23 protein-coding genes are annotated in these 22194 nt (G+C 52.9%); 14 read left to right on the plus strand and 9 right to left on the minus strand.

Annotation, left to right across the window (positions count from 1 at the left end):
- Nucleotides 1-45: 45 nt before the first annotated feature.
- Together dinF and DBY68_RS19830 are read left to right on the plus strand one after the other, a co-directional pair.
- The gene (gene dinF, locus DBY68_RS19825; protein ID WP_108476010.1) at nt 46-1374 is read left to right on the plus strand and encodes an MATE family efflux transporter DinF; all 1329 of its coding nucleotides are present in this window, start codon (nt 46-48) and stop codon (nt 1372-1374) included.
- A gap of 137 nt (nt 1375-1511) precedes the next feature.
- Nucleotides 1512-1721: a CsbD family protein gene (locus DBY68_RS19830; RefSeq protein WP_108476011.1), complete on the plus strand. Its 210-nt coding sequence runs from the start codon at nt 1512-1514 to the stop codon at nt 1719-1721.
- Between the two features lie 79 nt (nt 1722-1800).
- On the opposite strand, the gene zur is transcribed toward DBY68_RS19830, so the two are convergent.
- Nucleotides 1801-2316: a zinc uptake transcriptional repressor Zur gene (gene zur / locus DBY68_RS19835; RefSeq protein ID WP_108476012.1), complete on the minus strand. Its 516-nt coding sequence runs from the start codon at nt 2314-2316 to the stop codon at nt 1801-1803.
- 313 nt (nt 2317-2629) lie between these two features.
- On the opposite strand from zur, the gene DBY68_RS19840 reads away from it, so the two are divergent.
- On the plus strand, nt 2630-3940 hold the full coding sequence (locus DBY68_RS19840) for a conjugal transfer protein TraF (RefSeq protein ID WP_108476013.1): 1311 nt from the start codon (nt 2630-2632) through the stop codon (nt 3938-3940).
- On the opposite strand, the gene DBY68_RS22835 is transcribed toward DBY68_RS19840, so the two are convergent.
- Nucleotides 3923-4195 carry a hypothetical protein gene (locus DBY68_RS22835; RefSeq protein WP_146745490.1) on the minus strand — a complete coding sequence of 91 codons (273 nt, stop codon included), beginning with the start codon at nt 4193-4195 and terminating at the stop codon, nt 3923-3925. The two genes, DBY68_RS19840 and DBY68_RS22835, sit on opposite strands and share 18 nt — an antisense overlap.
- Before the next feature lie 131 nt (nt 4196-4326).
- Here DBY68_RS22835 and dusA point away from each other — a divergent pair, with 131 nt between their 5' ends.
- Together dusA and pspG are read left to right on the plus strand one after the other, a co-directional pair.
- Entirely contained in the window at nt 4327-5322 is a 996-nt protein-coding gene (gene dusA / locus DBY68_RS19845) for a tRNA dihydrouridine(20/20a) synthase DusA (protein ID WP_108476014.1), read from the plus strand.
- 139 nt (nt 5323-5461) lie between these two features.
- Nucleotides 5462-5716: an envelope stress response protein PspG gene (pspG, locus tag DBY68_RS19850; RefSeq protein WP_108476015.1), complete on the plus strand. Its 255-nt coding sequence runs from the start codon at nt 5462-5464 to the stop codon at nt 5714-5716.
- Between the two features lie 165 nt (nt 5717-5881).
- Here pspG and DBY68_RS19855 read toward each other — a convergent pair whose 3' ends face one another.
- Nucleotides 5882-6865 carry a quinone oxidoreductase gene (locus DBY68_RS19855; protein WP_108476016.1) on the minus strand — a complete coding sequence of 328 codons (984 nt, stop codon included), beginning with the start codon at nt 6863-6865 and terminating at the stop codon, nt 5882-5884.
- An 87-nt stretch (nt 6866-6952) separates the two neighbouring features.
- Here DBY68_RS19855 and dnaB point away from each other — a divergent pair, with 87 nt between their 5' ends.
- The 5 genes from dnaB (at nt 6953) to DBY68_RS19880 (ending at nt 12257) form a co-directional block, all read left to right on the plus strand.
- Nucleotides 6953-8368, plus strand: coding sequence for a replicative DNA helicase (gene dnaB / locus DBY68_RS19860; RefSeq protein ID WP_108476017.1), 1416 nt, complete (start codon nt 6953-6955; stop codon nt 8366-8368).
- Nucleotides 8369-8415: 47 nt separating this feature from the next.
- A complete protein-coding gene (gene alr / locus DBY68_RS19865) occupies nt 8416-9495 on the plus strand; it encodes an alanine racemase (RefSeq protein WP_108476018.1) in 1080 nt (359 codons plus the stop codon).
- 174 nt (nt 9496-9669) lie between these two features.
- Nucleotides 9670-10863: an aromatic amino acid transaminase gene (tyrB, locus tag DBY68_RS19870; protein ID WP_108476019.1), complete on the plus strand. Its 1194-nt coding sequence runs from the start codon at nt 9670-9672 to the stop codon at nt 10861-10863.
- Between the two features lie 195 nt (nt 10864-11058).
- A complete protein-coding gene (aphA, locus tag DBY68_RS19875; RefSeq protein ID WP_108476020.1) occupies nt 11059-11772 on the plus strand; it encodes an acid phosphatase AphA in 714 nt (237 codons plus the stop codon).
- A 131-nt stretch (nt 11773-11903) separates the two neighbouring features.
- A complete protein-coding gene (locus tag DBY68_RS19880; RefSeq protein WP_108476021.1) occupies nt 11904-12257 on the plus strand; it encodes an MmcQ/YjbR family DNA-binding protein in 354 nt (117 codons plus the stop codon).
- Here the strand turns inward: DBY68_RS19880 and uvrA are convergent, their stop codons facing one another.
- Nucleotides 12258-15083 carry an excinuclease ABC subunit UvrA gene (uvrA, locus tag DBY68_RS19885; RefSeq protein ID WP_108476022.1) on the minus strand — a complete coding sequence of 942 codons (2826 nt, stop codon included), beginning with the start codon at nt 15081-15083 and terminating at the stop codon, nt 12258-12260.
- 258 nt (nt 15084-15341) lie between these two features.
- Between uvrA and ssb1 the strand changes: the two genes are divergently transcribed.
- On the plus strand, nt 15342-15872 hold the full coding sequence (gene ssb1 / locus DBY68_RS19895; RefSeq protein ID WP_015966315.1) for a single-stranded DNA-binding protein SSB1: 531 nt from the start codon (nt 15342-15344) through the stop codon (nt 15870-15872).
- Between the two features lie 54 nt (nt 15873-15926).
- Here ssb1 and DBY68_RS19900 read toward each other — a convergent pair whose 3' ends face one another.
- Both DBY68_RS19900 and soxS read right to left on the minus strand, forming a co-directional pair.
- Nucleotides 15927-16208, minus strand: coding sequence for a YjcB family protein (locus tag DBY68_RS19900; protein WP_108476023.1), 282 nt, complete (start codon nt 16206-16208; stop codon nt 15927-15929).
- Between the two features lie 284 nt (nt 16209-16492).
- Entirely contained in the window at nt 16493-16822 is a 330-nt protein-coding gene (soxS, locus tag DBY68_RS19905) for a superoxide response transcriptional regulator SoxS (protein ID WP_015966313.1), read from the minus strand.
- 87 nt (nt 16823-16909) lie between these two features.
- On the opposite strand from soxS, the gene soxR reads away from it, so the two are divergent.
- From soxR to DBY68_RS19920, 3 genes are all read left to right on the plus strand, one after another.
- On the plus strand, nt 16910-17368 hold the full coding sequence (soxR, locus tag DBY68_RS19910) for a redox-sensitive transcriptional activator SoxR (RefSeq protein ID WP_108476024.1): 459 nt from the start codon (nt 16910-16912) through the stop codon (nt 17366-17368).
- Nucleotides 17369-17631: 263 nt separating this feature from the next.
- Entirely contained in the window at nt 17632-18300 is a 669-nt protein-coding gene (locus DBY68_RS19915) for a glutathione S-transferase (RefSeq protein WP_108476025.1), read from the plus strand.
- Between the two features lie 416 nt (nt 18301-18716).
- The gene (locus DBY68_RS19920; RefSeq protein WP_108476026.1) at nt 18717-20066 is read left to right on the plus strand and encodes an NCS2 family permease; all 1350 of its coding nucleotides are present in this window, start codon (nt 18717-18719) and stop codon (nt 20064-20066) included.
- A 397-nt stretch (nt 20067-20463) separates the two neighbouring features.
- Here the strand turns inward: DBY68_RS19920 and DBY68_RS22960 are convergent, their stop codons facing one another.
- The 3 genes from DBY68_RS22960 to DBY68_RS19930 all read right to left on the minus strand — a co-directional run bounded on the left by DBY68_RS22960 (nt 20464) and on the right by DBY68_RS19930 (nt 22126).
- Nucleotides 20464-20640: a hypothetical protein gene (locus DBY68_RS22960; protein WP_158529132.1), complete on the minus strand. Its 177-nt coding sequence runs from the start codon at nt 20638-20640 to the stop codon at nt 20464-20466.
- 207 nt (nt 20641-20847) lie between these two features.
- Nucleotides 20848-21315, minus strand: a complete 468-nt coding sequence (locus DBY68_RS22840) for a hypothetical protein (RefSeq protein ID WP_146745491.1) — start codon at nt 21313-21315, stop codon at nt 20848-20850.
- Nucleotides 21302-22126, minus strand: a complete 825-nt coding sequence (locus tag DBY68_RS19930) for a winged helix-turn-helix domain-containing protein (RefSeq protein WP_108476028.1) — start codon at nt 22124-22126, stop codon at nt 21302-21304. Before DBY68_RS19930 ends, DBY68_RS22840 begins: the two co-directional genes overlap by 14 nt.
- Nucleotides 22127-22194 lie beyond the last annotated feature (68 nt).

Consider the following 22194-nt stretch of genomic DNA (forward strand, 5'->3'; position numbering starts at 1 on the left):
ACCATGCGCCGTTGTTCGTTCTCTTTTCTGTTCAGGTTCGTAAGCATGTCGCTCTTCACGGCTGCCGACAAGGCATTATGGCGTCTCGCCCTTCCCATGATTTTCTCCAATATCACGGTTCCCCTGCTGGGTCTTGTGGATACGGCGGTGATTGGTCATCTGGATAGCGCGGTCTATCTCGGCGGCGTGGCGATTGGCGCAACGGCGACCAGCTTCCTGTTTATGCTGCTGCTCTTTTTACGCATGAGCACCACGGGCTTAACCGCGCAGGCCTTCGGCGCGAAAGATCCCCTCCGGCTTGCCCGTGCGCTGGTGCAACCGCTGTTGCTGGCGTTAGGCGCTGGTCTGCTCATCGTGGTGTTTAAAGGGCCGCTTATCAATCTGGCGCTCACCATTGTTGGCGGGAGCGATGCAGTGCTCGAGCAGGCGCGGCGCTTCCTTGAAATTCGCTGGTTAAGCGCGCCCGCCTCGCTGGCGAACCTGGTGCTGCTGGGCTGGCTGCTCGGCGTTCAGTACGCGCGTGCGCCGGTGATTTTGCTGATCGTCGGCAACGTCCTGAACATTGTCCTCGACCTGTGGCTGGTGATGGGCCTGCATATGAACGTGCAGGGGGCGGCGCTGGCGACGGTGATTGCCGAATATGCCACGATGATCATTGGCCTGCTGATGGCGCGTAAGGTGCTGGTGCTGCGCGGGATTACATCTGACATGCTGAAGACGGCCTGGCGCGGAAATATGCGCAGCCTGCTGGCGCTCAATCGCGACATTATGCTGCGCTCGCTGCTGCTCCAGCTCTGCTTTGGCGCGTTGACCGTATTGGGTGCGCGGCTTGGCAGCGATGTAGTAGCGGTGAATGCGGTACTGATGACCATGCTCACCTTCACCGCCTATGCGCTGGATGGTTTTGCCTATGCGGTGGAAGCCCACTCCGGGCAGGCTTACGGCGCGCGCGATGACAGTCAGTTACAGCACGTCTGGCACGCGGCCTGTCGGCAGGCGGGGATTGTTGCACTGGTGTTTGCGCTGGTTTACGCGCTCGCGGGTAGCCATATCGTGGCGATGCTGACGTCACTGCCATCGTTGCAGCAGCTCGCCGATCGCTATGTGCTCTGGCAGGCCATATTGCCGGTAATTGGTGTCTGGTGCTATCTGCTGGACGGCATGTTTATCGGCGCAACACGCGGCGCGGAAATGCGTAACAGTATGGCCGTTGCCGCCGCCGGGTTCGCCTTAACGCTGCTGACGGTGCCGGTATTAGGCAATCACGGTTTATGGCTGGCGCTGGCGGTGTTCCTTGCACTGCGTGGCCTGTCGCTGGCGGTTATCTGGCGTCGTCACTGGCAAAAAGGCACCTGGTTCTCTTCGCAGACATAACGGCGAGGATGGTTAAAGATTCTGAATAGTGAATCGTCAGCGATATCCTCTTCTACACTTATTATCACGTTCAGCAGAAATGAACGCCGAAGGACGAAGTGATATCTCATCCATGATCGAATGATAAGGAGCTGATGATGAACAAAGACGAACTCAGCGGTAACTGGAAACAGTTCAAAGGTAAAGCGAAAGAGAAATGGGGCAAACTGACCGACGATGACATGACCGTTATCGAAGGCCGACGCGATCAGCTGGTCGGTAAAATCCAGGAACGTTATGGATATGCCAAAGACCAGGCAGAGAAAGAAGTGAGCGATTGGGAAACCCATAACGACTACCGTTGGTAGTCTCGCTGACGGCGTAACGCTTAACTCCCCTCAATAAGCGTATCCTGCCCGCTGGTACAAGGACGTGCCAACCCTCGTATTACCGTGCCTTTTTCTTGATCTGAATCGTGTGGTCGTGGTGGCAATGTTCTTGTGAACTGCATGCCTCTACTTCCACACATTCTGCGCACAGACCGTGCGCTTCAATCACATTATGGCGTAGCGCAAAGCCCATTCGTGCCGCGACCATATGCATAATATCTTCCACGCCTTCCGCACACTCTTCCTTCACCACACCACAGCGATCGCAAATAAACATCGCCGATGTATGCGTCGGTTGATCAAAAAGATGGCACAGCACATAGCTGTTGGTGGATTCCACCTTATGGACAAAGCCCTGTTCGAGTAAAAATTCCAGTGCGCGATAAACGGTAGGCGGCTTGGCCTGCGGCTCTTTCACGCGTAACAGATCGAGAAGATCGTATGCGCTGATCGCACCCTGTTGCAGGCTCAGCAGACGTAGCACTTCCAGACGCTGTGGAGTCAGGCGCACGCCGCGCTGCGCGCACAGCTTTTCAGCCTGCGCCAACATATCTTGCGAAGTGGTCTTATCCATTATGCGTCCTCGCGCTACGGGGGAAATAGACCTCTACTTTACCATGTTATGGCAAAAACACCGAGTGCCTGAATAATCGCCAACCTGAGGTAAATCCTAAACCGCGTCATTTAGCCGGTCTGAACGGCATAAATGCTGGGAAGCGCTGTGTCGCTCATCTATAAATAGGAAGGGTAAATTAATAATAACGATAGGGCGAAAAGCCTGTTATATCCTGTTTTTTCACACGTAATTCCGCTTTTTCACAGCAATCGTTCTCCCTTGTGCGTTATTCGCATGGGGGCATTTTCACCTGCAAATAAACGGTAAGACTGTGAAAAAAAACATTAAATATTCGCTTATTCTTTTGACGGCGTCTTTATTTATGGCAAATCAGGCGCATGCGGCTAATACCTGGTCAGAAGCGCGAAATGATGCGATGGGGGGTACCGGCGTTGCGTCGGCACATTACGGTAGCGGCGTACTGATTAACCCCGCACTGCTGGCGAAAGCCAAACCGGACGATGACATTACGGTGATCCTTCCTGCCGTAGGCGCGCAAATTACGGATAAAGACAATCTTCAGGATGAAATCGACGATATTAATGACAAAGTTAATAACTATCGCGGCGTGCTTAACGATCTAACCTTGCAGGATATTTTGCTGGATCCTCAGGGTACGTTAGGGCAGTTTCAGGGGGCGGCGGGCGATCTGGCGAGCGAGCTGGACTACCTCAAGGGCAAAACCGCGCGCGCCAGCGGAGGAGCAGGGATTGCCGTCAGTATTCCAAACGACGTGCTCTCGGTGGCGTTTGTCACTAAAGCCTACGCGCATGGGCGGGTGAGCTCTGCAATCGATCAGGGCGATATCGACTATCTGCGGGGGATTGAACGCAGCCAGGTGACGGCGATCGCTGAGGCCGGGAAAGCGGTGGTAGGGGGCTCGGATGAAATCACCAAACACCTCAATTCTACCGCATCGGGCCGGGTGGCGATTGTCTCTGACTACGGCGTCGCGGTGGCGCGGCAGTTTGAGCTGGGCGATGTGCCCGTTTCGGTCGGCATCACGCCAAAGCTGCAAAAAACCTGGCTCTATAACTACACCACCTCTATCTACAACTATGACAGCAGCGACTGGAACAGCAGCCGCTATCGCAACGATGATACCGGCTTCAACGTCGATGCCGGTGTTGCGGCAGACTTTGGCGAGAACTGGACGGTGGGGGTGAGCGGGCAAAATCTGATCTCCCGGGATATCGATACCAAAGATGTCTTTATCACTAACGGCGAAACGGGCGTGACAACCAACTATAAAGATACCTACCAGATCCGCCCGCTGGTGACTGCTGGGGTGGCGTGGCATAACGATTTGCTGACGGTGAGTGCCGATGGCGACCTGACCGAAACGAAGGGATTTAAAAGCGAGGATAACTCGCAGTATGTTGGCGTCGGGGCGGAAGTTCGCCCGCTTGACTGGCTCGCCGTACGTGCCGGTTATCGTGCGGACGTGAAGAATAATGACAGTAATGTTTTCACCGGCGGCGTCGGTTTTGCGCCGTTTAACCGCGTGCATGTCGATCTGATGGGGTTGGTGGGGGAAGATGAAACCTGGGGGGCGGGTGCGCAGTTAAGCGTCACGTTTTGAGCCTTTTGCCGGATGCGCTACGCTTATCCGGCCTACCACGTGTATGCCGTTTGTTGGCCCGGCAAGCGCAGCACCCCGGGTATCCAGCCCCACTTTAGCCACCGTAGGCCCGGCAAGCGAAGCGCCCCGGGCATCCAGCCGCACTTTAGTCACCGTAGGCCCGGCAAGCGAAGCGTCCCGGGCATCCAGCCGCACCTTAGCCACCGTAGGCCCGGCGAGCGAAGCGCCCCGGGCATCCAGCCGCACTTTAGCCACCGTAGGCCCGGCAAGCGCAGCGCCCCGGGCAATTCACCGTCTCATTGCCAATGCGCCATCGCAACCTTGCCTCACGGCTTTTTCTTTGTGCTATAGTAGCGCCCCTTTTTCAGAATGCTTAATAAATCGCCATGCCAGAATCTTCGTCCACCGTTTTCCCTGCACACCGTTTCTCCATCGCGCCGATGCTCGACTGGACCGATAGACACTGCCGCTACTTCCTGCGCCAGTTGTCGCGCCACACGCTGCTGTACACGGAAATGGTCACCACCGGGGCGATTATTCACGGTAAGGGTGACTATCTGGCTTATAGCGACGAAGAGCACCCGGTTGCATTACAACTTGGCGGTAGCGATCCGGCGGCGCTGGCACAGTGTGCGAAACTGGCGGAAGAGCGCGGTTATGACGAGATTAACCTCAACGTCGGCTGCCCGTCCGATCGCGTGCAAAATGGCATGTTTGGCGCCTGTCTGATGGGTAATGCCCAACTGGTCGCCGACTGCGTGAAAGCGATGCGTGATGTGGTATCCATTCCTGTGACGGTTAAAACGCGTATCGGCATCGACGATCAGGATAGCTACGAATTTCTCTGCGACTTTATCAATACCGTTGCCGGGCGCGGTGAGTGCGAGATGTTTATCATCCACGCGCGTAAAGCCTGGCTTTCAGGCCTCAGCCCGAAAGAGAACCGTGAGATCCCGCCGCTGGACTATCCGCGCGTGTATCAACTCAAACGCGACTTCCCGCATCTGACCATGTCGATCAACGGCGGCATTAAATCGCTGGAAGAGGCGAAAACCCATCTGGAACATATGGATGGCGTTATGGTCGGGCGTGAGGCGTACCAGAATCCTGGCATCCTGGCGACAGTCGATCGCGAAATCTTTGGTGTCGAAGGCGCGGATGCAGACCCGGTTGCGGTGGTGCGCGCGATGTACCCCTACATCGAACGCGAACTGAGTAACGGCACCTATCTGGGACACGTGACCCGCCATATGCTGGGTCTGTTCCAGGGCATTCCGGGCGCGCGCCAGTGGCGTCGCTACCTGAGCGAGAACGCCCATAAAGCCGGGGCGGATATTAACGTGCTGGAGCATGCGCTGAAGCTGGTTGCCGATAAACGTTAATATTTCACTAAATCCTGGTCAAATTCACCACGCCCGGCACAATGTTGCCGGGCTTTTTTATGGAATATCAATACGTTAAATTTGGCATGATTCTTGTAAAAGCACAGACAGAGAATGACGATATCTTTGGGAGAGAGCCATGTTTGAGCTGCTGTTTGTGATTGGATTTTTTGTGATGCTGCTGGTAACGGGCGTTTCACTACTGGGCATTATTGCCGCGCTTTTCGTCGCCACGGCGCTGATGTTTGTGGGCGGCTTATTCGCGCTGATGTTTAAATTACTGCCCTGGTTGCTGCTGGCGGTTGCGGTCGTGTGGGTGATTCGGGCGATTAAAACGCCCAAAATTCCGCAGTACCGTCGGGAGTATCGGAGTAATAACCGTTGGCGTTACTAAGGTATTGAGGCGTTCGTCACACAATAGAAATTTTGCATAAAACGGCGTAGGTTTCGCGTAATAAATCTGTCACTATTGCGCGGTTAACGAATTCATCGAGCTGTACCCTACATACAGCCGAACTAAAAAAAGTAAGGGCTTCCCAGGTGGAAGCCCTAAGCTTTTCTAGGGGATCAGCAAGCTCGAACCCTGCGTCGCACGGCTCTCAAGTACCTCATGCGCATGCTTCGCATCCGTCAGCGCGAACTTCTGATTTTCCGCTACATCGACTTTAATCACTCCGCTGGCAATCAACGAGAACAACTCGTTACTCGCTTCCTGCAACTCTTCGCGCGTTGTCACATAGCCATAAAGGGAAGGGCGGGTCACATACAGCGAACCTTTCTGGTTGAGAATCCCCAGATTCACGCCTGTCACTGGCCCGGAAGAATTACCGAAACTCACCATTAACCCGCGACGTTGCAGACAATCCAGCGACGCTTCCCAGGTATCTTTTCCGACCGAATCATACACCACGCGCACTTTCTTACCGCCGGTGATCTCCTTCACGCGTTCGACGATATTCTCATCGCGATAGTTAATCACCTGCCATGCACCGGCCTCCAGCGCACGCTTGCCTTTTTCTGCGCTGCCGACGGTACCGATAAGCTTCGCGCCCAGCGCTTTCGCCCACTGGCAGGCAATCAGCCCTACACCGCCCGCAGCGGCATGGAACAGGAACGGCTCGTCCGGTTGAATTTCATAGGTTTTACGCAGCAGATAGAACACCGTTAATCCCTTCAGGAACGAGGCCGCCGCCTGCTCAAAGGAAATGGCATCCGGTAAAATCGCAACCTTATCTTCTGCCACGTTATGCACTGCGCTGTATGCACCCAGAGCAGATTGGGCGTAGACCACGCGATCGCCTGGTTTAACGTGCTTCACATCGCTGCCGACTTTACTCACCACGCCAGCCGCTTCAGTACCCAGGCTGCTGGGCAGCGACGGCGGCGGATAAAGCCCGCTGCGGATATAGGTATCGATATAGTTAATGCCGATAGCTTTGTTCTCGACCTGTACTTCATGACTGGCCGGATCGGCGGGGGTGAACGAGACGGCTTTCAGTACTTCTGGCCCGCCATGCTTGTCAAATTCGATGCGTGTTGCCATGCTTCCTCCTGAACAATGTGGTAATCTTTCGCCTCTTTCTTTCTTTCTTTAAACCTTTAAACCTTTATCTCGGTAACTCCATTCACTATGGCAGCAAATAAACCCTTCAACAAACAACAGACTGAAGCTCGTGAGCGTGACCCTCAGGTCGCCGGGCTGAAAGTGCCGCCGCACTCGATTGAAGCGGAACAGTCGGTGTTGGGCGGTTTGATGCTGGATAACGAACGCTGGGACGACGTTGCCGAGCGTGTCGTATCTGATGATTTTTATACCCGTCCGCACCGCCATATCTTTACCGAAATGGGGCGCTTACAGGAAACAGGCAGCCCGATCGACCTGATTACGCTCGCGGAATCGCTGGAGCGTCAGGGGCAGCTTGATAGCGTGGGCGGTTTTGCTTACCTGGCAGAACTGTCAAAAAATACGCCAAGTGCGGCGAACATTAGCGCTTATGCTGATATCGTCCGCGAACGCGCCGTTGTCCGTGAAATGATCTCGGTAGCGAATGAGATCGCCGAGGCCGGGTTTGATCCTCAGGGGCGTACCAGCGAAGATTTGTTGGATCTCGCGGAATCCCGCGTCTTTAAAATCGCGGAAAGCCGCGCCAATAAAGATGAAGGCCCGAAAAATATCGCCGATGTGCTGGACGCCACCGTCGCGCGTATCGAGCAACTTTTCCAGCAGCCGCACGATGGTGTAACCGGCGTAAACACCGGCTATGACGATCTCAATAAGAAAACCGCGGGCTTGCAGCCGTCAGATTTGATTATCGTCGCCGCGCGTCCGTCGATGGGTAAAACGACATTTGCAATGAACCTCGTCGAAAATGCGGCGATGTTGCAGGATAAACCGGTATTAATCTTCTCGCTGGAGATGCCATCGGAACAGATTATGATGCGTTCTCTGGCGTCGTTGTCGCGCGTCGATCAAACCAAAATCCGTACCGGTCAATTGGATGATGAAGATTGGGCGCGTATTTCCGGCACGATGGGCATTCTGCTTGAGAAGCGTAACATCTACATCGATGACTCCTCCGGCCTGACGCCGACAGAAGTGCGCTCTCGTGCGCGACGTATTGCTCGTGAGCATGGCGGTATCGGCCTTATCATGATCGACTACCTTCAACTGATGCGTGTACCGTCGCTTTCGGACAACCGTACGCTGGAAATCGCAGAAATCTCCCGCTCGCTCAAAGCGTTAGCGAAAGAATTACATGTGCCAGTGGTGGCGCTGTCGCAGCTTAACCGCTCACTGGAACAACGTGCCGATAAGCGCCCGGTCAACTCCGACCTGCGTGAATCTGGCTCAATCGAACAGGATGCCGACTTAATCATGTTTATCTACCGTGATGAGGTTTATCACGAAAACAGTGACTTAAAAGGCATTGCCGAGATTATTATCGGTAAGCAGCGTAACGGCCCGATCGGTACCGTGCGACTTACCTTTAACGGTCAATGGTCGCGTTTCGATAACTACGCGGGCCCGCAGTACGACGACGAATAACAATATTGATTCAGGTAACTCAAGCAAACACTTTTCAAGGAACACAAATGCAAGCGGCAACTGTAGTGATTAACCGCCGCGCTCTGCGACACAATCTGCAACGTCTGCGTGAACTGGCGCCTGCCAGCAAACTGGTTGCGGTGGTGAAAGCGAACGCCTACGGACACGGTCTTCTGGAGACCGCGCGAACGCTCCCCGATGCCGACGCCTTTGGCGTCGCACGTCTGGAAGAGGCCCTGCGGTTGCGCGAGGGCGGCATTACTCAGCCCATCTTACTGCTGGAAGGCTTTTTCAACGCCACCGATCTACCGGTTATCGCTGAACAGCAGCTTCATACCGCCGTGCATAACATGGAACAGCTGGAAGCGCTGGAAACTGCGCAACTCAGCCGTCCGGTGACGGTATGGATGAAACTGGATACAGGCATGCACCGTCTCGGCGTGCGTCCGGAAGCGGCGGACGCGTTTTATCAACGTCTGAGCCAGTGCAAGAACGTCAGCCAGCCAGTCAACATCGTCAGCCACTTTGCGCGTGCCGATGAACCCGAGTGCGGTGCGACGGAAAAACAGCTCGATATCTTCAACACTTTCTGCGAAGGCAAGCCGGGGAAACGCTCTATCGCGGCATCCGGCGGCATTTTGCTGTGGCCACAGTCGCATTTCGACTGGGCGCGCCCAGGCATCATTCTCTACGGCGTATCGCCGCTGGAACAAAAGCCCTGGGGGCCGGATTTCGGTTTCCAGCCGGTGATGTCGTTGACCTCCAGCCTGATTGCCGTGCGCGAGCATAAAGCGGGTGAGCCGGTCGGCTACGGCGGTACCTGGGTCAGCGAGCGCGATACGCGCCTGGGCGTGGTGGCGATGGGCTACGGCGATGGTTACCCACGCGCTGCGCCGTCCGGCACCCCGGTGCTGGTTAATGGCCGTGAAGTGCCGATTGTTGGGCGCGTGGCGATGGATATGATCTGCGTTGACCTGGGGCCAGAAGCGCAGGATAAAGCGGGCGACCCGGTGGTGATGTGGGGCGAAGGACTCCCCGTTGAACGCATCGCGGAAATCACAAAAGTGAGTGCTTACGAACTTATTACACGTCTGACGTCGCGCGTGGCGATGAAGTACATCGACTGATTTTGTGGTGCCGGATGCGCTGACGCTTATCCGGCCTACAAATCGTGCTTTCACCCAGGACGGATAAGACGCAAGTCGCATCCGACAATGTTCCTGACAACATCCTCTCGATCTTCTTCCGCTTCCGGTTTATTGTGTTATTACCTGCCTTCTGTAAACCTGGAGAACCACCTCGTGTTTCAAAAAGTTGACGCCTACGCTGGCGACCCCATTCTCTCGCTGATGGAGCGTTTCAAAGAGGATGCGCGCAGCGACAAAGTGAACCTGAGTATCGGCCTGTACTATAACGAAGAGGGCATCATCCCCCAGCTTCAGGCCGTTGCTGAGGCCGAAAAGCGCCTTGCTGCTGAACCGCATAGCGCCTCGCTTTACCTGCCGATGGAAGGGCTGAATAGCTACCGTCAGGCCATTGCGCCGCTGCTGTTTGGTGCTGACCACCCGGTGTTGGCTGAGAAACGCGTCGCCACCATTCAGACACTGGGCGGTTCCGGAGCGTTGAAAGTGGGTGCAGATTTCCTCAAACGCTACTTCCCAAATTCCGGCGTCTGGGTCAGCGATCCGACCTGGGAAAACCACGTCGCCATCTTTGAAGGCGCGGGTTTTACCGTCAAAACGTATCCATGGTTTGACCCTGAGACCAACGGCGTGCGTTTTGACGCGTTGCTGGAAACCCTTAATGCGCTGCCTGCACAAAGCATCGTGCTGCTGCATCCGTGCTGCCACAACCCAACCGGCGCTGACCTGACTAACAGCCAGTGGGATGCGGTGACGGAAGTGCTGAAGGCGCGCAACCTGATCCCGTTCCTTGATATCGCCTATCAGGGCTTTGGCGGCGGCATGGAGCAGGATGCGTATGCCATCCGTACGATTGCAGCGGCGGGCTTGCCAGTGCTGGTGAGCAACTCATTTTCAAAAATTTTCTCGTTGTATGGTGAGCGTATCGGCGGCTTGTCCGTGGTCTGTGAAGATGCGGACGCCGCAGGACGTGTACTGGGCCAGTTGAAAGCGACGGTACGCCGCAACTACTCCAGCCCGCCGACAACCGGCGCACAGCTTGTCTCTACCGTGTTGAACGACGACGTGCTGAAAGCCTCGTGGCTGGCGGAGGTAGAGGCTATGCGCACACGTATTCTGGATATGCGCCAGACGTTGGTGAACGTACTGAAAGAGGCGATGCCGCAGGGGAATTTCGATTACCTTCTTAAGCAACGCGGTATGTTCAGCTATACCGGCCTGAGTGCTGCGCAGGTTGATCGTCTGCGCGACGAGTTCGGCGTCTATCTGATCGCCAGCGGGCGTATGTGCGTTGCCGGGCTAAACTCCCGTAACGTGCACAGCGTTGCTCAGGCATTTGCGGCAGTAATGTAAGCAAGTGCTCACTCTTCGCGCGGCAACGCTGCTGCGCGAAGCGTCCCCTCTGTAAAAATGTGATCCCTTATCCTTTTTCCAGGATAAATCCTGGAAAATCCTTTCCTTCACTCCCTGTAACCGTTAAGGTCTTTCTAATTTTTTGAAGCATCACTCACTTTAAAACAAAAACAAGACGACGATTTAGGGAAAACTATGCGCAAGATCACACAGGCGCTGAGCGCCGTTTGTTTGTTGTTCGCGTTAAATAACACGGTTACCGCTCACGCTTCATCACCTTCTCCGCTTTATCCGGGTACGGATGTCGCTAAACTGGCCGAACAGGCTCCCATCCACTGGGTATCAGTGGCGCAAATTGAAAACAGCCTGATGAATCATCCACCGATGGCGGTGGGTTTTGATATCGACGATACGGTGCTGTTTTCCAGCCCCGGCTTCTGGCGCGGGCAGAAAACCTGGTCTCCGGGCAGCGAAGAGTATCTGAAGAATCCGGCGTTCTGGGAAAAAATGAACAATGGCTGGGATGAGTTCAGCATTCCAAAAGAAGTGGCGCGTTCACTGATTGCGATGCACGTGAAGCGCGGCGACAGCATCTATTTCATTACCGGGCGTAGCGAAACCAAAACGGAAACGGTCTCCAAAACGTTGCAGGACTATTTCCTGATCCCGGCGACCAGCATGAATCCGGTCATTTTCGCCGGTGACAAACCGGGCCAGAATACTAAAACGCAGTGGCTGAAAGAGAAGGGCGTAAAGATCTTCTACGGCGATTCGGATAACGATATCTCGGCAGCGCGTGAAGCGGGTGCGCGCGGTATCCGCGTGTTGCGCGCCTCAAACTCCACCTATCGACCGCTGCCGCAGGCGGGTAAGTACAACGAAGAAGTGATTGTTAATTCCGAGTACTAAACGCCCAGCAGATAAATGATGCTTTTTTGGTCAAAAAACAGTCGCCGGAAGGTTTCACCTTTCGGCGTCTTGTTGCACACTGAGGTGATGACGTTTGGCACACCGTGGCTCGTGAGACTAAGAGGTATAATATGACCAGTTCGGATCTTTTGGTGTACTGCATGGCGAAGAGTGGCGCAGAACAAAGCGTGCACAGCGACTGGAAAGCGACGCAGATTAAGGTCGCGGATGTGCTTTTCGCGATGGTTAAAGAGGTGGAGGAGCGCCCGGCAGTGTCGTTGAAAACCAGCCCGGAGCTGGCAGAACTGCTGCGTCAGCAGCACAGCGATGTGCGCCCCAGCCGTCATCTTAATAAAGCACACTGGAGCACGGTTTACCTCGACGGCACGTTGCCGGATTCGCAAATTTACTATCTGGTGGATGCCTCGTATCAGCAGGCAATCACGCTGCTGCCGGAACAAACCCGGCAGCAGCTAGCGAAATGACTACTTCAGCATCGGTTTAAGGAAGCGGGCCGTATGTGAGGCTTCACATTCGGCGACGGTTTCCGGTGTGCCAGAGACGAGTATTTCCCCGCCGCCGCTACCGCCTTCCGGGCCGAGGTCAACAATCCAGTCGGCGGTTTTGATCACATCAAGGTTGTGCTCAATCACCACGATGGTGTTGCCCTGGTCGCGCAACTGGTGCAGGACTTCCAGCAGTTGCTGGATATCCGCGAAGTGCAGGCCGGTAGTCGGTTCATCAAGAATGTACAGGGTCTGCCCGGTGCCGCGTTTAGAGAGCTCACGCGCCAGTTTGACGCGCTGGGCTTCACCACCCGATAGCGTTGTCGCCGCCTGGCCGAGACGAATGTAGGTCAGCCCCACGTCCATCAGGGTTTGCAGCTTGCGCGCCAGCGCCGGCACGGCATCGAAGAACTCTCGCGCTTCTTCGATGGTCATATCCAGCACTTCGTGGATGGTTTTGCCTTTGTATTTAATCTCCAGCGTTTCGCGGTTATAGCGTTTGCCTTTGCACTGGTCGCACGGCACATAGATATCCGGCAGGAAGTGCATCTCAACTTTGATCACGCCATCGCCCTGACAGGCCTCACAGCGACCGCCGCGCACGTTAAAGCTGAAACGCCCCGGCGTATACCCGCGCGCGCGCGATTCCGGCACGCCCGCGAACAACTCACGCACAGGCGTGAAGACGCCGGTGTAAGTCGCCGGGTTAGAGCGCGGCGTACGGCCAATCGGGCTTTGGTCGATATCAATAACTTTGTCGAAATGCTCAAGCCCCTGAACGTCACGATACGGCGCCGGTTCGGCGATAGTCGCCCCGTTAAGCTGGCGCTGGGCGATCGGGAACAGCGTGTCGTTAATTAGCGTTGATTTCCCGGAGCCGGATACCCCGGTAATACAGGTGAACAGACCAACCGGCAGCGTCAGAGTGACATCTTTCAGGTTGTTACCGCGCGCACCGCTCAGCTTCAGGACTTTTTCCGGATTGGCAGGCACGCGTTTTTTCGGCACGTCGATTTTACGTTTGCCACTCATGAACTGGCCGGTTAACGACTCCGGTACTGCCATGATGTCGTCCAGCGTTCCTTCCGCGACAACCTGACCGCCGTGCACACCCGCGCCCGGCCCGATGTCGATAACGTGGTCAGCGGCGCGAATGGCGTCTTCGTCGTGTTCGACCACGATCACTGTGTTACCGAGGTTACGCAGGTGAATCAATGTGCCGAGCAGACGTTCGTTATCACGCTGGTGCAGGCCGATGGACGGTTCATCCAGCACGTACATTACACCCACTAACCCGGCGCCAATCTGACTCGCCAGACGGATACGCTGGGCTTCACCGCCGGAAAGCGTTTCCGCCGAGCGGGAGAGCGTCAGATAGTTCAGGCCAACGTTCACCAGAAACTTCAGGCGATCGCCAATCTCTTTCAGCACTTTTTCGGCGATTTTGGCGCGCTGGCCGGAAAGTTTCAGGTTGTTGAAGAAGTCCATCGCATGGCCGATGCTCATGTCGGAGATGGTCGGCAGCGGGGTATTTTCAACATACACGTGACGCGCTTCGCGACGCAGACGCGTACCTTCACAGCTGGCGCACGGACGATTGCTGATAAATTTCGCCAGCTCTTCGCGCACCGCGCTGGATTCCGTCTCTTTATAACGGCGCTCCATGTTATGCAGCACGCCTTCAAACGGATGGCGGCGCACGGAGGTATCGCCGCGATCGTTCATATATTTGAATTCGATGGATTCTTTACCGGAACCGTACAGCACCACTTTCTGCACTGACGCGTTCAGGCTGCCCCACGGGGCTTCAACGTCGAAATCATAGTGCTCCGCCAGTGAGCGCAGCATCTGGAAATAGTAGAAGTTACGGCGATCCCAACCGCGAATCGCGCCACCCGCCAGCGACAGCTCCGGGTTCTGGATGATGCGATCCGGATCGAAATATTGCTGCACGCCCAGGCCGTCACAGGTTGGGCACGCGCCCGCCGGGTTGTTGAACGAGAACAGACGCGGTTCCAGCTCGCTCATGCTGTAGCCGCAAATCGGGCAGGCGAAGTTGGCGGAGAAGAGCAGTTCGTCCGCTTTCGGGTCATCCATATCGGAGACGATTGCCGTGCCGCCGGAAAGCTCCAGTGCGGTTTCAAATGACTCGGCCAGACGCTGCGCCAGGTCTTCACGCACCTTGAAGCGGTCGATAACCACTTCAATGGTGTGTTTCTTTTGCAGCTCCAGCGTCGGCGGATCGGACAGGTCACACACTTCGCCATCAATACGCGCGCGGATATAACCCTGGCTTGCCAGGTTTTCCAGCGTTTTGGTGTGCTCGCCTTTACGCTCTTTAATGATAGGCGCCAGCAGCATCAGGCGTTTGCCTTCCGGCTGTGTTAGCACGTTGTCGACCATCTGGCTCACGGTTTGCGCTGCCAGCGGCACGTCGTGATCGGGGCAGCGCGGCTCGCCTACGCGGGCATACAGCAGACGCAGGTAGTCGTGAATTTCGGTAATGGTCCCGACCGTGGAACGCGGGTTGTGGGAGGTCGACTTCTGCTCAATAGAGATTGCAGGCGACAGCCCTTCAATATGATCGACATCCGGCTTCTCCATCAGCGACAGGAACTGGCGCGCATACGCAGAAAGCGATTCGACGTAGCGACGCTGCCCCTCGGCGTAAAGGGTGTCGAAAGCCAGTGAAGATTTGCCAGACCCCGACAGCCCGGTAACGACAATCAGTTTGTCGCGCGGGATGATGAGGTTGATATTTTTGAGATTGTGGGTGCGGGCGCCCCGAACTTCGATCTTATCCATTTACCTTTCCCGGTAGAGACTCGGCTTGCCAGATTTGTTTGAAGGACAAACGGCGGAAACGGCTAATTATGACACAATTCACCCTGAATGAATATACAGTAGTGGAATGTGCATTCCATATAACAGTGTAAGATATTCAACGCCAATGAGTTTTATGGAATGGGCCTCGCATGCTATCAAAACACCGCTTTGTAATGCTACAATCGCGCGTTTACACTATTTATAACCGTATTCAGTAACGCATCAGGAGAGACAATCATGGCCAGCAGAGGCGTAAACAAGGTGATTCTCGTCGGTAATCTGGGCCAGGACCCGGAAGTACGCTACATGCCGAATGGTGGCGCAGTTGCCAACATTACGCTGGCTACTTCCGAATCCTGGCGTGATAAAGCGACCGGTGAAATGAAAGAGCAGACCGAATGGCACCGTGTTGTGCTGTTCGGCAAACTCGCGGAAGTTGCGGGTGAATACCTGCGTAAAGGCTCTCAGGTTTATATTGAAGGCCAGCTGCGTACCCGTAAATGGACCGATCAGTCCGGCGTTGAAAAATACACCACCGAAGTGGTTGTAAACGTTGGCGGCACCATGCAGATGTTGGGTGGCCGTCAGGGCGGCGGCGCACCGGCAGGTGGTCAGGGTCAGCAGCAGGGCGGTTGGGGTCAGCCTCAGCAACCGCAGGGCGGCAACCAGTTCAGCGGCGGCGCGCAGTCTCGTCCGCAGCAGCAACAGTCCGCACCGGCACCGTCTAACGAACCGCCAATGGATTTCGACGACGATATCCCGTTCTGATTTTCAGACATAAAAAAACCTGCGAAAGCAGGTTTTTTTATGAATACGATTTTATCAGGTCAACACCATCGGCCATTCTGGCGGTGTCTGGCTCATCACTTCCACCATCACCTCTTTGATGTTATTGCAGATAGTTGCAATATCCACCATCGTAATCCCCAGCAACCCCGTTGCGAACCAGCAGGCAGACGCCACGCCCAGAACGCTACAAATCACCGCGAGACCCGCGTAATCGGCTTTACGTAAGCGAATTTTCAGCGTACTGGCAAGGAACATTAAAACGGCGCTAAACAGCGGCCAGCGTAACAGCACGACACCTGTAGAGATGGAAACCATGAGACCTTATCCTCAGAGATAAACGGTATGCCCTGACAGCGCGGCGTTCTCACGAAGGTGCGGTTCACTCTGGCTATCGACAGGCATTCACAAATGATATGAAACGCTGTTTTTGTTTCACTCTATAGTGTGAACTATATCACAATTGCTGTTTTATTCACCAGAGGTAAACACAGCAAATTGCGCCATTTATCGCTGACAATAGTTACATAAGAGAGGGGATGAATGTAACTTTCTGTTTTATCTGTAGGCCGGATGCACGTAATCGTCATCCGGCGCGGTGTTCATGCTGACAGACGGTGGCGATAGTCGCTCGGTGTGCGGTCGAATTCGCGGCGGAAGACACGTGAGAAGGTCTGCTGGGAAACATATCCCAGATCCATCGCAATATCGAAAATCGGTCGTTGCGTGTTACGCAACTCCTGCGCTGCCAATAACAGACGACGTTGACGAATGTAGTCGCCCAGCGTTTGATGCATCTCGGTGCGGAACATCCGTTGCAGGTACCACTTTGAGTAGCCTGATTTTTTCGCCACAACATCAATGTTCAGTGGTTGATCGATATGTTCATCTATCCATTCGATAAGCGTTTGAATAATTTCCCGATGGGACATAAGGCTCTCCCCGTTGTCTATTTTTGCTTCAACTTTTGTCTTGCTGGCGAGTATAATTCCTCAAGTTAACTTGAGGTAAAGCAGAAAATGGAAAAAAAACCAACGCGCATTAAAACGCTGCTCACGCCGGGCGAAGTCGCCAGACGTACCGGGGTTGCCGTCTCCGCTTTGCACTTCTATGAGAGCAAAGGGCTTATTCGCAGTCAGCGCAATGCGGGCAACCAGCGGCGATACAAACGTGATGTGCTGCGCTATGTGGCAATCATTAAAATCGCTCAGCGTTTGGGCATCCCGCTTGCCACGATCGGCGAGTCGCTGGGCGTGGTGCCGGAAGGGCATACGCTGGGGCAAAAAGACTGGAAACGCCTGACCACCCAGTGGCGTCAGGAGCTGGATAAACGTATTCACTCGATGGAAGCACTGCGCGACCAGCTTGATGGCTGCATCGGTTGCGGCTGTATGTCGCTGCGTGACTGCCCGCTGCGTAACCCTGGCGATAAGTTGGGGGAAGAGGGCACCGGCGCACGCCTGCTGGAAGACGATTAAAAAACGAAAGCGCCACAACTGGGCGCTTTCGTATGTTCCGGTCTTTGTCTTTCGCTCTATCCCACTGGTTCATGGGAGGGTTTCCCCCGACATCAGCATCCCTCGGTCGAGCTACGGGTTGGAGGTTCCGGTTTGTGCTGACACTTTAAGTCTACCTCTCCTCCCCCTGTTCGCCAGTTGAATTGACGTTTTTTTCGCCGCAATTTTTACGGGGATTGCCGTCTGTTCCTATAGTTAATTTGAACAAACCTGCGGAGAAAACCATGTTAACCGTCCATCATCTGAATCAATCCCGCTCGCAGCGCGTGCTCTGGGCGCTGGAAGAGTTGAACCTGCCTTACCAGATTATCCGCTATCAGCGCGGTGCCGATATGCTGGCACCCGATTCCCTGAAAAAAATCCATCCGCTGGGTAAATCGCCGATTGTCGAAAATGACGGCCACGTTATCGCTGAATCTGGCGCGATCCTCGAGTATCTCCAGGAGATCGGTGATCCCGAAAGCCGCTTTAAACCGCAGGATATTGACGGAAAATTGCAGTATCGCTTCTGGCTGCACTATGCCGAAGGCTCGTTAATGTCGCTCATGATGATCAAGCTGGTTTTGCAGATGTTGGGCAAATCCCCGGTGCCATTGGGATTGCGCACGGTGGGCAAAGTGCTGGGAACGGGCGTTCAGAAAGCCTGGCTGAATAATCAGTTAGCCACGCATGCCGGGTTTATCGAAGCACATCTTGCGAAGTCGCCGTGGTTTGCGGGAGAGAGCCTGAGCATGGCAGACATTCAGATGAGTTTTCCGCTGTTTGCGTTGCTATCTCGTGGCGGAATATCGTCTCTGCCTAATATCACCGCGTGGAAAGAACGCGTGGAAGCGCGTCCGGCCTGGCAACAGGCAATTGAAAAGGGCGGCCCCTTTTCACTGCCGGGTGAGTAGCGCCCGATTTGCAACGAAATTGTTGTTGAATTGCGCATCAACGATAACGTTTGCGCATAGGTTGGTGATTTCTTCATCGTCTTAAGCGAAATTTAGCGAAATGGCATAAACATCAGTTGAAAATGGTGGCATAAAAACCAGATAATCGTTTGCCTTAAAATTCTGACGCCTTCTGCTGGCTTTTTTGACGTTTTATGCTTCGTCAAGTTGCCGAAAGGTGCTCAGGAAATGCCTATGCTGCATCCGTAGCGTAGGTGGTAACGCTCAACCGTTTTGTATGCGCGGAGTTAAACGTTTGCTTTTTTGCGGCTCCCCTTTGCCGCGAGGTTTAAGCACAAGGAGATGACGTTTAGCTGGCAGTGGATTGTCCACCACGTGTACGGACGAATGATAAAAATTTTCAGGGGATGTTTTCTATGTCTACGCCTTCAGCGCGTACCGGCGGTTCACTCGACGCCTGGTTTAAAATTTCTGCTCGTGGTAGCTCCGTTCGTCAGGAGATTGTCGCCGGTCTGACTACCTTCCTGGCGATGGTCTATTCCGTCATCGTCGTGCCGGGGATGCTCGGCAAAGCGGGCTTCCCGCCGGCAGCGGTCTTCGTGGCTACCTGTCTGGTAGCCGGTGTCGGCTCTATCGTGATGGGCCTGTGGGCGAACCTGCCGTTGGCTATTGGTTGTGCTATCTCGCTGACTGCGTTCACTGCCTTCAGTCTGGTGCTGGGGCAGCAAATCAGTATTCCGGTTGCGCTGGGCGCGGTCTTCCTGATGGGTGTTCTGTTTACCATTATTTCTGCGACGGGCATCCGTAGCTGGATTTTGCGCAATTTGCCGCAGGGCATCGCGCACGGCACGGGTATTGGTATCGGCCTGTTCCTGCTGTTGATTGCGGCGAACGGCGTCGGTCTGGTTATCAAGAATCCGCTGGATGGCTTGCCGGTTGCGCTGGGGCATTTTGCCAGCTTCCCGGTGATTATGTCGCTGATCGGTCTGGCGATGATTATCGGCCTCGAAAAACTGAAAGTGCCGGGCGGCATTCTGCTGACCATCATCGGTGTGTCGATTGTCGGCCTGATTTTTGACCCGAATGTGCACTTCTCTGGTTTCTTCGCTATGCCTTCTCTGAGCGATGAACACGGTAACTCCCTGATTGGTAGCCTCGATATTATGGGGGCACTGAATCCGATCGTGCTGCCAAGCGTGCTGGCGCTGGTCATGACCGCGGTGTTCGACGCAACCGGTACCATTCGTGCCGTAGCCGGTCAGGCTAACCTGCTGGATAAAGATGGGCAGATTATCAACGGCGGCAAAGCGTTGACCACGGACTCCCTGAGCAGCGTGTTCTCGGCGTTTGTGGGGGCAGCGCCAGCGGCGGTGTATATCGAATCTGCGGCCGGTACGGCGGCGGGCGGCAAAACGGGCTTAACGGCGATAACCGTTGGCGTTCTGTTCCTGCTGATCCTGTTCCTCTCTCCGCTCTCTTACCTGGTTCCGGCCTACGCCACCGCTCCGGCGCTGATGTATGTCGGTCTGCTGATGCTGAGCAATGTGGCGCGCATCGATTTCAACGACTTTGTTGATGCAATGTCTGGCCTGATTACCGCCGTTTTCATCGTACTGACCTGTAACATCGTGACCGGCATTATGATTGGTTTCGCGACGCTGGTGGTTGGCCGCGTGGTATCGGGCGAATGGCGTAAGCTGAACATTGGCACTATCGTGATAGCGGTGGCGCTGGTGGCGTTTTATGCGGGTGGCTGGGCGATTTAAGAGACCTACCTGATGTTTCATATTCAGGTGTACTGTCGATAATAAATCAACGGCTATGAAGGGTTCATGCTTATCATGAACCCTTTTTTATAGTTATTTATAGAACCTTCATTTTTCACTGTGCTCGAGGTTATCTCTATTTGTTTGATGATGTCTTGAACATACGTATTCAATTCTTTTACGCGCGGCTTCAAGACGCTCTAACTTATAGATGTTATGATTTTCTCTGGCATAGTTTATCTCCATTTCTATTCTTCTTTTTTTAATTTCACAACCTTGTCTACCGGTGTTTGTACTTGCCTGTGCAATAAGAACGGTTGCAAAAAAAAGGAGAAACGTAAGTATCATTATTCTGGGGTGTTGCATCAATATTACCTTGAGCTAATAAGATATTATTTTACGGATGATTGATTTTATAGATGATGGTCTTATTGTTGTCTTCATCGCTTTGATCTGATCTTGACTCTTGAAAATGACGTTTGTCCTCGTTCATTTTATACAGGGATAGAGCTATGATCCCAACGCCAGTGCCGATAAACAGTCCAACAAATAGCATAACAAATAAAATTGTCATTTTTTAACCTTACTTTAGATAGGCACGCTTCAATAAGCGTTTAAAAAGTAAGGTTAAAATTATCAATTAGCATTAATAATGTCGAATGAAATAGCTGAGTGAATATGAATGGCTATTATTCTTTTTAAAATCAATTGGTTATTGCGATTTCTGCAACCAGATTTCGATTTCTGACTGCAGAAGTTGGCGGGGTGTTTAGACTGAGGATTATCCTGGATATTGACAATAGGCTACAGGAAACGAATTATAATCCATACGATATCCGTTCCCCAAAGGAAATAATGCTAAACGATGAGTGGCTCCGCTCTGATAATAGAAGGGAGGCAAGAATTGAGAAAGTGAATTCTCATCTACAGTATTTTCAGCTTGCATCTGTGTATTCGTTGTGATTATTTCATAGAGCCCGTCATGAACAGTATAAGAGAAAGAAAGTTGGCGCCCTAAAATACCGATAAATTTTTGATTGTAAAATACGCGACCACTAATGGTTATGGCTCCTTTCCCGTCACTAAGCCTGTAGCTAGTAATATGAATGATTTTATATTTATTTACATTTACTTCTCCAAATGCTTTACATGATATTACAGCTTTTTTGTATGGTGCTATAAATAAAATTAGTGCCGCTAGAATGATAAAACCTGAAAGAAATAATAGTTTGCTTTTATACTTGCTCACTATTTTCACTCCGATAATTAAAATGAACTATCGTGTAACATTGATTGCTTTTTTTCGTCGTATCGATAGGTTCTTTACAGCTGAAAAGAGAGTAATGATGCATCTCTTTATATGATGTTACATAAATATAAGGTGCTTGTGCATAATCAAAACTTTCTCTCTTCATAAGCAATGATAAGATGTTTTCTTTATTACTATTACTGTCAGAAATAAAATAAAAGTTACACCCGTGAGAAGTAGTATAGAACTCATAGCCAATACGCTTTTCTGGATATAAACTTTGAATCAAAAGTGCCAAAATGATAAATATAGGAATAATTGATAACAGAATGAAGAATTTTTTTGATTTTTCATGTTTATGAGAAATGCTAATTTCATTTTCTGTTGCAACATCGGGTTCAAGTTTATCAAGCGTGGGTTCCTCTTCTATATCCTCAGCATGGAGGGAGGGTTGAGAATTATTTTCAATTTTAGTCACCTCGAATGCCGAAGGGAGTAAATAACCTTTCCCTTTTATTGTTCTGATAATATCATACTTGCAGCCTGATTTTATTAGACTCTGGCGAAGTTGGCTAATAATTTTTGCCAGTGTGTTACTGGTAATGATGATCCTTCTCACCTGCCATACGCGCTCGAAGAACATATCCTGTGACACGATGACACCGTGATTCTCAATAAGAAGTTCAAAACAACTTATTGCGGAAATACTTAGTTTAGACTCGTTTTCACTTTTACAACCTTTGAGTAAGCCTTGTTCAGGATAAAAAAAGGTTTCATTATTTATATTATAATAAAGATTGTTGGGAAGCATTTTTCCTTTAACTCTTGATTTCAGGTAATATCCATTTTAAGTGCTTAATATTCATCTAGCCTTGTGGT

Origin of the sequence: Pseudocitrobacter sp. RIT415 (assembly GCF_003057695.2) — a bacterium.
In the GTDB taxonomy this organism is placed as follows: Bacteria; Pseudomonadota; Gammaproteobacteria; order Enterobacterales; family Enterobacteriaceae; genus Pseudocitrobacter; species Pseudocitrobacter faecalis.

What these genes read in the sequence shown, in the direction of transcription:
- DBY68_RS19915 (WP_108476025.1), top strand. Translation starts at nt 17,632, where the DNA reads ATGTTAACCGTCCATCATCTGAATCAATCCCGCTCGCAGCGCGTGCTC.
- soxR (WP_108476024.1), top strand. Translation starts at nt 16,910, where the DNA reads ATGGAAAAAAAACCAACGCGCATTAAAACGCTGCTCACGCCGGGCGAA.
- dinF (WP_108476010.1), top strand. Translation starts at nt 46, where the DNA reads ATGTCGCTCTTCACGGCTGCCGACAAGGCATTATGGCGTCTCGCCCTT.
- aphA (WP_108476020.1), top strand. Translation starts at nt 11,059, where the DNA reads ATGCGCAAGATCACACAGGCGCTGAGCGCCGTTTGTTTGTTGTTCGCG.
- dnaB (WP_108476017.1), top strand. Translation starts at nt 6,953, where the DNA reads ATGGCAGCAAATAAACCCTTCAACAAACAACAGACTGAAGCTCGTGAG.
- DBY68_RS19900 (WP_108476023.1), bottom strand. Translation starts at nt 16,208, where the DNA reads ATGGTTTCCATCTCTACAGGTGTCGTGCTGTTACGCTGGCCGCTGTTT.
- DBY68_RS19830 (WP_108476011.1), top strand. Translation starts at nt 1,512, where the DNA reads ATGAACAAAGACGAACTCAGCGGTAACTGGAAACAGTTCAAAGGTAAA.
- uvrA (WP_108476022.1), bottom strand. Translation starts at nt 15,083, where the DNA reads ATGGATAAGATCGAAGTTCGGGGCGCCCGCACCCACAATCTCAAAAAT.
- DBY68_RS19930 (WP_108476028.1), bottom strand. Translation starts at nt 22,126, where the DNA reads ATGCTTCCCAACAATCTTTATTATAATATAAATAATGAAACCTTTTTT.
- zur (WP_108476012.1), bottom strand. Translation starts at nt 2,316, where the DNA reads ATGGATAAGACCACTTCGCAAGATATGTTGGCGCAGGCTGAAAAGCTG.
- DBY68_RS22960 (WP_158529132.1), bottom strand. Translation starts at nt 20,640, where the DNA reads ATGACAATTTTATTTGTTATGCTATTTGTTGGACTGTTTATCGGCACT.
- pspG (WP_108476015.1), top strand. Translation starts at nt 5,462, where the DNA reads ATGTTTGAGCTGCTGTTTGTGATTGGATTTTTTGTGATGCTGCTGGTA.
- soxS (WP_015966313.1), bottom strand. Translation starts at nt 16,822, where the DNA reads ATGTCCCATCGGGAAATTATTCAAACGCTTATCGAATGGATAGATGAA.
- DBY68_RS19855 (WP_108476016.1), bottom strand. Translation starts at nt 6,865, where the DNA reads ATGGCAACACGCATCGAATTTGACAAGCATGGCGGGCCAGAAGTACTG.
- DBY68_RS19920 (WP_108476026.1), top strand. Translation starts at nt 18,717, where the DNA reads ATGTCTACGCCTTCAGCGCGTACCGGCGGTTCACTCGACGCCTGGTTT.
- ssb1 (WP_015966315.1), top strand. Translation starts at nt 15,342, where the DNA reads ATGGCCAGCAGAGGCGTAAACAAGGTGATTCTCGTCGGTAATCTGGGC.
- alr (WP_108476018.1), top strand. Translation starts at nt 8,416, where the DNA reads ATGCAAGCGGCAACTGTAGTGATTAACCGCCGCGCTCTGCGACACAAT.
- DBY68_RS19880 (WP_108476021.1), top strand. Translation starts at nt 11,904, where the DNA reads ATGACCAGTTCGGATCTTTTGGTGTACTGCATGGCGAAGAGTGGCGCA.
- dusA (WP_108476014.1), top strand. Translation starts at nt 4,327, where the DNA reads ATGCCAGAATCTTCGTCCACCGTTTTCCCTGCACACCGTTTCTCCATC.